This window comes from Nocardia cyriacigeorgica GUH-2, from assembly GCF_000284035.1.
GTDB classification, from domain to species: domain Bacteria; phylum Actinomycetota; class Actinomycetes; order Mycobacteriales; family Mycobacteriaceae; genus Nocardia; species Nocardia cyriacigeorgica_B.
Genome location: NC_016887.1, coordinates 5375710 through 5387634, shown reverse-complemented (window position 1 = coordinate 5387634; position 11925 = coordinate 5375710). Strand labels below are relative to the sequence as shown.

13 protein-coding genes are annotated in these 11925 nt (G+C 66.6%); 11 read left to right on the top strand and 2 right to left on the bottom strand.

Going from position 1 to position 11925, the window contains the following annotated elements:
- Positions 1-28 precede the first annotated feature (28 nt).
- Positions 29-247, top strand: coding sequence for an MbtH family protein (locus NOCYR_RS24210; protein ID WP_014353044.1), 219 nt, complete (start codon positions 29-31; stop codon positions 245-247).
- Between the two features lie 244 nt (positions 248-491).
- Positions 492-2708 carry a molybdopterin oxidoreductase family protein gene (locus NOCYR_RS24205; protein WP_014353043.1) on the top strand — a complete coding sequence of 739 codons (2217 nt, stop codon included), beginning with the start codon at positions 492-494 and terminating at the stop codon, positions 2706-2708.
- Positions 2709-2759: 51 nt separating this feature from the next.
- Here the strand turns inward: NOCYR_RS24205 and NOCYR_RS30860 are convergent, their stop codons facing one another.
- Positions 2760-2894 carry a hypothetical protein gene (locus NOCYR_RS30860; protein ID WP_269147595.1) on the bottom strand — a complete coding sequence of 45 codons (135 nt, stop codon included), beginning with the start codon at positions 2892-2894 and terminating at the stop codon, positions 2760-2762.
- Between the two features lie 104 nt (positions 2895-2998).
- On the opposite strand from NOCYR_RS30860, the gene NOCYR_RS24200 reads away from it, so the two are divergent.
- Positions 2999-3664: a hypothetical protein gene (locus tag NOCYR_RS24200; protein WP_014353042.1), complete on the top strand. Its 666-nt coding sequence runs from the start codon at positions 2999-3001 to the stop codon at positions 3662-3664.
- Positions 3665-3758: 94 nt separating this feature from the next.
- Here the strand turns inward: NOCYR_RS24200 and NOCYR_RS24195 are convergent, their stop codons facing one another.
- On the bottom strand, positions 3759-4667 hold the full coding sequence (locus NOCYR_RS24195) for an oxygenase MpaB family protein (protein WP_014353041.1): 909 nt from the start codon (positions 4665-4667) through the stop codon (positions 3759-3761).
- Between the two features lie 351 nt (positions 4668-5018).
- Here NOCYR_RS24195 and NOCYR_RS24190 point away from each other — a divergent pair, with 351 nt between their 5' ends.
- From NOCYR_RS24190 to NOCYR_RS24155, 8 genes are read left to right on the top strand one after another with little or no spacing between them, the layout of a single operon-like run.
- Positions 5019-5243, top strand: coding sequence for a hypothetical protein (locus NOCYR_RS24190; protein ID WP_014353040.1), 225 nt, complete (start codon positions 5019-5021; stop codon positions 5241-5243).
- A complete protein-coding gene (locus tag NOCYR_RS24185) occupies positions 5243-5455 on the top strand; it encodes a hypothetical protein (protein ID WP_014353039.1) in 213 nt (70 codons plus the stop codon). Before NOCYR_RS24190 ends, NOCYR_RS24185 begins: the two co-directional genes overlap by 1 nt.
- Entirely contained in the window at positions 5452-6306 is an 855-nt protein-coding gene (locus NOCYR_RS24180; protein ID WP_014353038.1) for an MlaE family ABC transporter permease, read from the top strand. Before NOCYR_RS24185 ends, NOCYR_RS24180 begins: the two co-directional genes overlap by 4 nt.
- Before the next feature lies 1 nt (position 6307).
- The gene (locus NOCYR_RS24175; RefSeq protein WP_014353037.1) at positions 6308-7171 is read left to right on the top strand and encodes an ABC transporter permease; all 864 of its coding nucleotides are present in this window, start codon (positions 6308-6310) and stop codon (positions 7169-7171) included.
- A gap of 6 nt (positions 7172-7177) precedes the next feature.
- The gene (locus tag NOCYR_RS24170; RefSeq protein WP_014353036.1) at positions 7178-8794 is read left to right on the top strand and encodes an MCE family protein; all 1617 of its coding nucleotides are present in this window, start codon (positions 7178-7180) and stop codon (positions 8792-8794) included.
- Complete coding sequence (locus tag NOCYR_RS24165; protein ID WP_014353035.1) at positions 8791-9813, top strand: MCE family protein; 1023 nt, start codon at positions 8791-8793, stop codon at positions 9811-9813. The genes NOCYR_RS24170 and NOCYR_RS24165 overlap by 4 nt, the downstream gene beginning before the upstream one ends.
- Entirely contained in the window at positions 9813-10826 is a 1014-nt protein-coding gene (locus tag NOCYR_RS24160) for an MCE family protein (protein ID WP_014353034.1), read from the top strand. The genes NOCYR_RS24165 and NOCYR_RS24160 overlap by 1 nt, the downstream gene beginning before the upstream one ends.
- Complete coding sequence (locus NOCYR_RS24155; protein WP_014353033.1) at positions 10823-11923, top strand: MCE family protein; 1101 nt, start codon at positions 10823-10825, stop codon at positions 11921-11923. The genes NOCYR_RS24160 and NOCYR_RS24155 overlap by 4 nt, the downstream gene beginning before the upstream one ends.
- Positions 11924-11925: the final 2 nt, after the last annotated feature.

Here is an 11925-nt window from a genome sequence, read left to right as displayed (position 1 = left end):
CCCCTGCCGCACTACCGAAAGGCCCATCATGACCAACCCGTTCGACGACGACAACGCCCGGTTCTACGTCCTCATCAACGACGAAGGCGAACACTCCATGTGGCCCACCTTCGCCACCGTCCCCGGCGGCTGGACCATCGCTCACGGCCCCACCACCCGCAAGGCGTGCCTGGACTACGTCGAAGCGCACTGGCTCGATATGCGCCCGAAATCGCTGGTCCGGGCCATGGCGGTCGAAGCGAACTGAATTCACCGACGATTGGCCCATCACGCCGTCGGCTGCCCGTCGCGGTACGGCAGCCGACGGCGAGCCCGCCGCGGGGCAGCGGTGAGCTCGGCTGCGGGTTCGCGGTGGCCCGGCTGCGGGTCGACGGTGAGCCCGGCCTCGCACCGCGGCAACCCTGGTAGCCGCCCGCGGCGAGCCACCCACTACGCGCGAGAAATTAGACCGAATCCTTCTCATCGACCGTCAGCCCGCGCGACGATGAGGTATGGCAACGCGCGCGTCCACCGAATCCACCGACCGGCCCGCCGACCTCACCCGGACCGGCCTTCGCACCTGTCCGCTGTGTGAGGCGGTCTGCGGCCTCGAGCTGACCCTCGACCGCGACGACCGGGTGCTCTCGGTCCGCGGCGACCGGCAGGACCCGTTCAGCCAGGGCTTCCTCTGCCCGAAGGGCGCCAGCCTCGGCACCCTCGACGGCGATCCGGACCGGCTCACCGAGCCGATGGTCCGCGACCGCGCCACCGGAACCTGGCGCGCCGTCTCCTGGGACGACGCGTTCGACCTCATCGCCGAACGGTTCCCGGCGGTGACGGCGGAGTACGGCAAGCAGTCGGCCGCGCTGTACCTGGGCAACCCGAACGCGCACAGCGTGGCCGGCGCGCTGTACGTCCCGGCCTTGATCCGCGGGCTCGGCACCAAGAACCTGTATTCGGCCAGTACCGCCGATCAGATGCCCAAGCAGGTCTCCTGCGGGCTGATGTTCGGCGATCCGCTCGCCATCCCGGTGCCCGATCTGGACCGCACCGATTACCTGCTGATGCTCGGTGCGAACCCGATGGAATCCAACGGCTCGCTGTGCACCGCACCGGACTTCCCGGGCCGGCTGAAGGCGCTGCGGGCGCGCGGCGGGCGGCTGGTCGTGGTGGATCCACGCCGCACCCGCACCGCCGACCTGGCCGACGAGCACCTGTTCGTCCGGCCGGGCAGCGACGCGTATCTGCTGTTCGGGATCGTGCACACGCTGTTCGCGGAGAACCTCGTCGACCTGCGGACGCCGGTGCACGGGCTCGACGAGGTGCGCGCGGCCGCCGCCGATTTCGCACCGGATGTGGTCGCCCGCCGCACCGGCGTGCCCGCGGACACGATTGTCCGGCTGGCCCGTGAACTGGCCGAGGCGCCCACCGCCGCGGTGTATGCCCGGATCGGCACCTGCACCACCGAATTCGGCACGGTCACCCAATGGCTGGTCGATGTGATCAATACCCTCACCGGAAATCTGGACGCACCGGGCGGGGTCATGTTCGCCTCGGCCGCGGCGCTGGGGATCGTGCGCACCAAAGCATTCCGATTGGGCCGCTGGACCAGCCGGGTCCGTGAACTGCCCGAGGCGATGGGCGAATTCCCGGTCGCCACCTTGGCCGACGAGATCACCACGCCGGGCGAGGGCCAGGTGCGGGCCGTGATCACGGTCGCCGGAAATCCGGTGCTGTCGGCACCCAATGGCGCCCGCCTGGATTCCGCGTTCGCCGGACTCGAGTTCATGGTGAGCGTGGACTGCTATCTGAACGAGACCACCCGTCATGCCGATGTGATCTTGCCGCCGCCGCGTCCGCTGCAATCACCGCATTACGATTTCGCGCTGCTGCAATTCGCGGTCCGCAATTACGCGCGCTACTCGCGGCCGCTGGTGCCGCTGGGCGAGCGGCCGTCGGAGGCCGCGGTCATCGCCCGCCTGGCCGCCGCGGTCACCGGCGGTGATCACCGGGGCGCGGACGGCCGCGACGCCCTCACCGCTTTCGACGAATTCGTCATCGCGGGCACCTTGCACAAAGCCGGTCTTGCCGACCGCCGCAGCGAATTGATCGGTGCGAACACCACCGAGCAGCGCATCGACATGATGCTGCGCCTGGGCCCGTACGGCGCGTGGAACGGCGGCACCCTCACCCTGGCGACCTTGCTGGACAACCCGCACGGCGTCGATCTCGGCCCGCTCCAGCCGCGGCTGCCCGAGGTACTGCGCACCGAGTCCCGTCGCGTCGAACTCGCACCGCCGCAGCTGCTCGCCGATGTCGACCGCCTGCGCACCGGATTGGCCGCCGCCGCACCGGAGATGGTGTTGATCGGCCGCCGCCACCTGCGCTCCAACAACAGCTGGATGCACAATATGCCGCGCCTGGTGAGCGGCACGAACCGGTGCACGCTGCACATCCACCCCGATGACGTCGACCGGCTCGGCCTCGGCGAGCACGCGGTGGTGAAATCGGCGGCGGGCGAACTCACCGTGGATCTGGAACCGACCGAGGCGATCATGCCCGGCGTGGTGAGCCTGCCGCACGGCTGGGGCCACACCGTTGGCGGTCAACGGGTGGCGCGCGAGCATGCCGGTGTGAACACCAATGTGCTCACTGATGACACGGTGGTCGACCGTCCCTCCGGTAATGCGGTGTTCAATGGTGTTCCCGTGTCGGTGACGCCGGCCTAGCGGCACAGTAGGAGATAGCGCTGCTGACGGTTTCGGTATCGCCGCCGACGATCACACTTCACCCTGGTGCTGATATCGAAACCGTTCCAGCACAACGATTAACGTGCCTACCGCCGCGCCGATCACACCGCCGTCCGGCTCCTGGAGAATTCCACCCGCAGTTCCAGAGATTGTCTTGATTGGCATGGAATCGGGTATATCCGTTATGTTTCGCACGGCACTGGCTGTGCTGTCATCTGTGTTCGATACCGGGTGACATGACCATGATCTGGATAGCAGGAGCGGCGACAATGGCCAAGAGATTCACCGATGCGGAAAAAGCCAGGGCAGTCAAGAAGGTGGAAAAGCTCCGCGCCGAGGGTAAGTCGTTGAACGCGGCGTGCGAGGAAGTGGTGCAGAAGGCGGGCTGGCCGTCGGTGGGCGCCCTCACCAACTGGGTCAAGGCCGCCGCCTCGGCCAACGGTGCGGCGGCGGCCGAAGAGCCCGCCCCGGCCGAAGCCGCCCCCGCGCCCCGCAAGCGCGTGGTGAAGAAGGCACCGAAGGCTCGGGCCGCCACCGCTCGCAAGCGGGCCGCGTCGGCCAACGGCTCGTCCCCGGCGAAGAAGGCGGCCGCGCGTCTTCAGGCCGCACCGGCCGCCGCCGCGACGCTGGTCGCCGAGCCTGAGCCCACCCCGGTTGTCGAGGAACTCACCGCGGTGGCCGAGGCACCCGCCACCGAGCAGCCGGCACCCGCCGCCGAGCAGCCGGCCCCGGCCACCGAGCAGCGCGCCGCCGAGCTGGTCGCGGTGACCGCGCCCCCGGCCTCGACGGTAACGCCGGTCGGCGACCCGGAATTCGGCCACCGCAGCGCCGACGACCTGGCCAACGAGGTGCGCCGCCTGCGTATCGCGCTCGAGGAACTGCACGGCGAGAACCGCGCGCTCAAGGACCTGGTGGGCATCTACGTCCGGCGGTGAACACACCAGCTGCCCCGGCCGCTAGCGGTCCGGGGCAGCGGTCGATCACCCGGATCCGGCGGCCCCACGCTGCGCCGCCGGATCCGGGTGCGTCTCAGATCAAACTCTTCTGCTTCCGCATCCGTCGGCGCAGATCCACCATCAGCGCATGCGAACCGCCGAATCGCAGGAACCGCGGAATGAACCGGTTGACGAAACCGACGAACAGGAAAAGGTTGTCGAAGCGCCGTTGATCGGCCGCGGTCCACTCCACCCGCAACTGCTCGCGGAAGTACGGCGCGAGAAATCCGATGGTCAAGAACTTCAGCAGACCACGGAACGGGATCCGCAGATACCAGTGGATCATCCGCAGATTCAGCAGATCATCCAAGTAGCCGCGCACGAAATCGTCGAGCACGGCCTGGCGCGCCATCTCGTTCCAGTACGCGTCGAAATCCTTGCGGGTAGCCGGCCACATCTCCCGCGGCACCTGGAGCCCGGTCGCCAGCGGCGATGAGGTCTGATAGAACTGCTCGGCCTGCTCCTCGGTCATCTTGCCGTTGAGCAGCTGGTAGGTGTCTTCGAATCCGATGAACAGGCACGCCGCTACCCACAGCTGGAGATGGCGGTCGAAGGCGTTGTACTTCACCTTGCTGTCCGGGCCCGAACGCACCTGCCGATGCGCCACATTGACCGCTTCCCGGAACGCGTCCTTCTCCTCCTGGGTGCCCAGGATCGACACCGCCAGATACTGCGTCGTGGTCCGCGCCCGCTTCCACGGATGGACCATCAGCGCACCGGATTCCACCCGGCTCTCCGCGACGCCGTAGCCGACGCCAGGGCGCGCCATCTGCATCACGACATTGGCGGCGGCGCCGCCGAAGCTCCAGAAGTCCAGGGCGTCGGTCAGTGCCAGCGGGCGCTTGGTGAACGGCCGGTGGTGGGTGCCGATGGGGATACGGGTCTGCTCGGTGGTCAGCGGTGGCAGACCATCCTGCTCGAAGGATCGCGCGACTGCGGTCATGGGCATATATCCGTTCTCTTGCCGGTGCGCCGGACGAGCCGAGTGCGAGCTCTCCGGGTGCCACTGCGCCCATTATGTTACTCGCGATTCTTCCTCGCAAGGCCGGTTTGGGCAGCGAACAGTCGATAACTTGTTGTGCTGCTCGTCCCGCATCTTGCCTGGCTGGTCTGGCCAATCTCGCCATAGCTGGATGGAATCTTGTCGAATCGCTTCCGTATCGAGCGGAATGGTGCGTAACATACCGATCCAGCCGGACCGGTTGGGAGGCGCGCCGGACACACACGGCGCGCCGACTGCGCGCGGCGGCGGGGATCGTGCGCCGGACGGGGCCGGCAGGAAAGGACTAGGTCGATGCTCAAGAAGCTGGATCGAATATTCAGCTACGAGATGAAGGTCTCCGAATTCCTCGGGACACTCATCATCCTCGGCATTCCATACGGATTGATCGGCGTGATCTGGACGCTGACGCACACCAGTCATCTGCGCGATATGCACGGAATCGACGTCGTCGTCTCGTTTCTCGGCTCCATCGTGTGCTGGCCGGTGCTCACCTTCGCGAATGTGTGCATGACCTGATGATGATCCTGGTGTGGCTCATCGACATCTTGGTGATCGGCATCAAGATTCTCGGCGGGCGGATGAAAGTGAACCCGATTCTGCGATTCGGGCTGTGGCTGGCCGTGCTGAGCACCGTGGCCGCCGGTATCGCGGTGGTGGGGTACGGGCTGGTCGAACTCCAGCATCAGCTCGGCGGCGACGTGGCCGCGAAGGGAATGCAGAGTCGATGACGACCGTCGAAAAACCCGCTCCGCCCACCGATCTCGAGCAGGCGATCGCCGATGCCAAAGGCTTGTGGCAACGGCATCCGCAGCGGTCGCTGGAAACGCTTGGCCGTCAGGTCACCCTCGGTCGCGACGCGCTCATCGAGACCTTCCGCGCTATTTTCACGCGCCGGTTCCCGTTCCAGGAATTCATCAAGCAGTGCGCCTTCATGGCGAACGTGTCCGCAGCGCCGACGGTGTTCGTCGCCATCCCGATCGCGGTGGTGGTGTCGATCCAGGTCGGTGCGCTGGTGAATCAGGTCGGCGCGACCACCTTCATCGGTGCGGTGGCCGGTCTCGGCATCATCCGCCAGGGCGCGCCGCTGGTGACCTCGCTGATGATCGCGGGCGCGGTCGGTTCGGCCATCTGCGCCGATCTGGGTTCGCGCACCATTCGCGAGGAGATCGACGCGATGATGGTGATGGGCGTCGACCCGGTGCGCCGGCTCGTCGCGCCGCGCCTGGTGGCGGCGGTGCTGGTGAGCATGCTGCTGTGCGGGTTCATCGTCTTCGTCGGCTTCGCGACCGCCTACATGTTCAATGTGTACGCGCAGTCGGGGACGCCCGGTTCGTTCATCGGTTCGTTCGCCTCCTTCGCCGTGGCCAACGATCTGATCGTCGCGCTGGTGAAGGCGGCGGTGTTCGGTCTGCTCACCGCCATCATCGCCTGCGATATCGGACTGCACGCCAAGGGCGGCCCCGGTGGTGTGGCCAATGCGGTGAACTCGGCGGTGGTGAGTTCGGCGCTGATGTTGTTCGCCACCAACATCATTCTGACCCAGCTGTACAACACGCTGTTTCCGACGAAGGTGATCTGAGGTGGGCAGCTCCTACACCCCGCCCGCGCTGAAACCGGTGCGGATGGCCGGTGCGGCGGCCGCGATCCCGGTCCAGGCCAATCGCCGGGTGGGCCACCAGGCGATCACCTTCTTCCAGGCGGTGGCCGCGATTCCGTTCGTACTGCGCCATTACCGCAAGGAAGTGCTGCGGTTGACCGCCGACGTCGGCTTCGGCAACGGCTCGCTGATCGTCGGCGGCGGCACCGCCGGTGTGGTGATCATCCTGTGCGCGTTCGGCGGCATCACCGTGGGCATGGAGTCGTTCTCCGCGCTGAATCTGCTCACCATGGGCCCGTTGACCGGCGCGATCTCCGGTTTCGCCACCACCCGTGAGCTGGCGCCCATCCTGGCCACGCTGGCCTTCGCCATTCAGGCCGGCTGCCGGTTCACCGCGCAACTGGGTTCGATGCGGATCTCCGAGGAGATCGACGCACTGGAATCCATTGCCATTCGCCCGCTGCCGTACCTGGTGACCACCCGGATGATCGCGGCCACGCTGACCATCGTTCCGCTCTACAGCATCGGCCTTGCCACGGCGTATCTGGCGACGAAGCTGTCGGTGCTGTTTCTCGGCGGTACCTCGGCGGGCACCTACGACCACTATTTCTTCCAGTTCCTCATCGGTCCCGATGTGTTCTTCTCGCTGCTCAAGGTGATCGTTTTCGTGATGTTGTCGACGTTCATCCAGTGCTATTACGGCTATTTCGCCTCCGGCGGCCCGGAAGGCGTCGGCGTGGCGGCCGGCCAGGCGATCAAGATGGTCATCGTCGTGATGGTGTTCGCGAATCTTTTCCTGACCCTCGCGATCTGGGGTATCGACCCCGGATTCCGGATCTCGGGGTAGGCGGCGATGATTCTGGATCCGAGTGGGCGCGGTCCCACCGCTCGTCAGCTGACCTTGTCCGGCCTGGCGGTGCTGGCCACCGTCATCGTGCTGCTCGGCCTGCTGGCCTTGCGCTACACCGGCTACTTCGAGGCGAAGGTGCCCGTCACCGTCACGCTCACCAGCACCGGTGACGGCTTGCCGGCCCGCGCGGACGTGAAGTTCCGCGGGATGGTGGTCGGTGCGGTCAGCGCGGTCGACGTGGTGGCGGCCGGGCAACGTCAGGAAGTGGCCGTCGACCTGAAACCCGTGGCGGCCGAGACGATTCCGGACAATGTGACCGCCCGGGTGATTCCGAACAACCTGTTCGGCGTCACCGCGATCGAACTGGTCGACAACGGCCCGTCCGAGGGCGTATTGCGCGCGGGTTCGACCATTGAAGAGGACACCAGCGCGGGCACCGTCCAATTGCAGACCACGCTGACGGTGCTGCGCGACGTGCTCGACAATATCCAGCCCGAGAAGCTGGGCCGGGTGCTGGCGACCTTCTCCGCCGCCCTCGACCCCGGCGCCCGGGTTCCCGGCTCCACCATCGAACGCCTCGACAACTGGATCACCCAGGTGCGCGCGATCGACGGGGTGGGGGAGTTGCTCGGCGATCTCGGCCGCGCCACCACCGCGTTGAGCCAGTCGGCGCCGGAGCTGGTGGGCGTGCTGTCGGAATCGGTGACGACGGCGCGCACCCTCACCGAACGCCGCGACAAACTCATCGCCCTGCTGGCCAATGCCAGTGGCGCGGTGGACTCGGTGAACAGCCTGTTCGCCCGCAACCCGAACGCGGCCAAGGAACTGGTGCCCGGCCTGGACGAACTGTTCGGCTCGCTGGCCCGCGACCCCGAAGCCATCCCGTACACCGCGGCCAACCTCAACGCCACCCTGGGCAAGATGCAGTCGGTGTTCCGGTTCGGCCCACGCAAGCAGATGGTGTGGAAAATGGACGTCTCGTTCACCCCGTTCCAGCAGTACACCGCCGAGGACTGCCCGCGCTACGGCGAGATGACCGGCCCGCGCTGCGGTGGGCCGACGGTGCCGACAGTGGCGCCGCCGCAAGAGTATCCGCCGCAGATGCTGCCGCGCCGGCTCGATTCCGCGGGCCCGGCTCCGGCGGCGATTCCGGTGCCGGGAGTTCCCCCGGCGCCCGCGCAACCCGGCGCGCCGGCCGTGCCCGGCCTGCCTTTCATCCCCGGTCTGCCGGCGATTCCCGGAATCACGGCCCCGCTGCCTGGTGCGCCCGGACCTGCCGGTGCCGCGCCTGCGGCCGGTGTGCCCGGCTCGGGAGGGTCGACGCCTGGACCTGCTGATTCCGCGCCCAATGGCGGTACCCCCACGGGCACCGCACCGAATGGTGCTGCCCCAGCCGCCGCCCCTGGCGGACCCGCGTCGTCCGGCGCAGCCCCGGCTTCGGCATCGATCCCGGCCGGACCCCGGCGCATGGTCCCGCTCCCCGCATCGGGCCCCCGCCCGGTGACGACGGTGCGCGGTCACGCGGCGGTCGCCGAGATCGTCGGCGGTAAGCCCAATGCCGCGCAGCTGCTGCTGCTGACGCCGCTGCTGGCCGGTGGATCCGTGGAGGTCTACGCATGAAGTCGGGCAAGGCGCTGATCGGGTTCAGCCTGTTCGCGGTGCTGGCGGTGGTGCTGACCTACACCATCTGGTCGACGTTGCAGCGGTCGGTCTCCGGCGATACGCACAGCTATTCGGCGACGTTCTCCGATGTGCTCGGCGTGCGCGTCGGCGACGATGTGCGCATGGCCGGGGTGCGGGTGGGCCGGGTCGACAGCATCGATTTCGAAGACGACTACAAGGCCCGCCTGGAATTCCGGATCCAGGACCGGCAGCGGCTGACCACCACCACCAAAGCGCTGGTGCGGTATCAGAATCTGATCGGCCAGCGCTATATCGCGCTGATTCCCGGTGAGGGCGACGGCACGGTGCTGGAACCGGGCAGCTATATCCCGCTCGAGCGCACCGAACCGTCGTTCGACGTCTCCGCGCTGCTGTCCGGTTTCGAGCCGCTGTTCAGCGTCCTGCAGCCGGATCAGGTGAATTCGCTGTCGGAGACGCTGATTCAAGCGCTCCAGGGCGACGGCGTATCGCTGAGCGCGCTGATCACTCAGGCGGCCGAGCTGGCCACCACCTTCGGCGCGCGTGACGAGATTCTCGGGCAGGTAATCACCAATCTGAGCAGTGTGATCGCCGGCCTGGCCAATCGCAGCAAGGAGCTGGAAACGCTCATCACCCAGGCCAGATCACTGGTGGAAGCGTTGTATACCGAGGGTGAATCGCTGAAGAGTTCGGTGGATCAGGTGGCGACCTCCACCGATGCGCTGGTCGGGCTGATCACACAGGTCAAACCGGATATGGCGCGGGCGCAGGACATGGCAACCAGCGGTGTGGCGTTGCTGCTGCTCAATGGTGCCGCACTGGATCAGGCGGCGATCGAATTGCCGAATGTGCTCAATGGCCTGGCCCGGTTCACCAGCTACGGCGCCTATGCCAATGCCTATATCTGCCGCCTGGATGTGTCGCTGTGGGGCGTGCTGCTGCCGCCGGGCCTGTTCTCGCAGGTCGGTGGCGAATCCCAATCGGAGGTGTGCCGGTGATGGCGCGAATACGACTGCCGAGATATTCCTCGAATCGGTTCCTGTGGCTGGGTTTCGGCGCGGCCGCCGCGGTGGTGCTGCTGCTGGTCGGGTTGAGCGTGATTTCGCAGGCGCGCCTGTCGGACAAGACCATTCAGGTCGAGTTCGCCCAAGCCGCCGGGTTGCGGCCGGGTGCGACGGTGGACGTGTCGGGTATCGAGGTCGGCGCGGTGCAGGCGGTGAACCTGGTCGACGACAAGGTCGTGGTCGACCTGCGCATCCGCCGCGATATGCGGCTGGGCCCGAACGCCCGCGCGGCGATCAAGATGTCGACCATTCTCGGCAGGCTGCATATCGAACTCACACCGGGCGACGGTAAAGGTCTGCCGGACAACCGGATTCCGATCGAGAACACCTCGGTGCCCTACAACCTGGGCAAGGTGATCCAGGATCCGAAATACAAGTCCTCGTTCGAACGCATCGAACGCATCGACCCGGAGAAATTGCGCACCGCGCTGGATCTGTTCGACCAGCAGATGGGCGATTCGCCGGAGCTGGCGATCACCGCGCTCGACAGTATCGGCGCGCTCGCCAAGGTGATCAATGATCGCCGCGACGAGGTCGACGTGCTGTTGAAGGGCCTCGATCAGGTCTCGCAATTGGCCGCCGACAATCAGAACAGCGTGCTGTTGCTGCTGACTCGCGGTGAGGCGATCGGTAACGCGGTGGCGCTGCGGCAGAACCTGCTGCGGCAATTGCTCGACAATGTGGCCGCGCTGTCGGCGCTGCTGCGCGAGATGGGCATCGAGAACAACGATCAGCTCGGGCCGCTGATCCAGAATCTCAACACCATGACCCAAGGTCTGGAGAAGAACCGGGACAACCTGGACCGGCTCTACGAGATCATGCCGGTGGCCCTGCGCCAGTTCAACAATGCCCTCGGTAATGGACCCTACGGCGATGTCTGGGCGCCGTGGATCCTGCCGGACAACTGGCTGTGTTTCGCCCAGGCCATTCAGGGGTGCAGCTCATGAGAATTCGCACGATCGTGCGCACGGCCGCACTGTGTGTCGCGGCGACACTGGCAGCCGGATGTGCGCTGCTGCCCGAGAGCATCAGTGCGCTGCCGGATCAGTATCTCGGCGAACATCTGCGTATCAGCGCCGATTTCGAGAACGTCGCCGGCCTGTACGCGGGCAATGAGGTGGCGATTCTCGGCGTCCCGGTCGGCCGCGTGGAGACGGTGACGGCCAAGGGCAGCTACGTCCAGGTCACCATGGCCATCGACAAGGACGTCAAGGTCCCGGAAAACGCGATGGCCGCGCTCGTTTCGCCGCAGCTGATCACCAACCGGCACGTCGAATTGGCGCCCGCGTATTCCGGCGAGGGCCCGCTGCTCACCGACGGCGCCCACATTCCGCTGGCCCGCACCCGGGTGCCGGTGGAACTGGACCGGATTCTGGAGAACTTCGATCAGCTCGGCGCCGCGCTCAAGGGCGATAACGCGCAGGGCCCGATGGCGAGCCGAGTGCTGTTCCCGTTGCTGGAAGGCAATGGCGACCGGTTGCGCGCCACCCTGGACGCCTTGTCGTCGGCCTTCGAGGTGTCCTTCGCCAACAAGGACCAGATCGCCAACACCATCATCAAACTCAACGAGATCACCCAGATCATCGCCACCAACGATCAGACCGTCCGCGATTTCAGCGGCCGGCTCACCGAACTGGTGCAGTTGATGGGCGAGCAGTCACCCGGCCTGCAAGCGGTGCTGACCCAGCTCAACGATTTCGTCAACAACACCTCCTCGGTGGTCGGCCAGAATTCCGATCAGCTGGCCGGTGCGTTGCAGCGGTTCACCACCATCACCGCGCAGATGCGCGCCAACGCCCGTGGTCTCACCGAATTGGTCGATGTGGCGCCGTTGTTCTTCGAGAACTTCTCCAACGCGGTCAGCCGCGAGCATCGCGCACTGCGGCTGCACGGCCTGCTGGACAAGGCGGTGCTCGACAGTGAGGTGCTGTCGCTGTTCTGCGAGCGCGTGCAGATGCGCTCCGACGGCTGCCGCACCGGCAAGATCCAGGATTTCGGTCCCGATTTCGGGCTGACCGCCGCCTTGCTCGGACTCACGAAATGAGA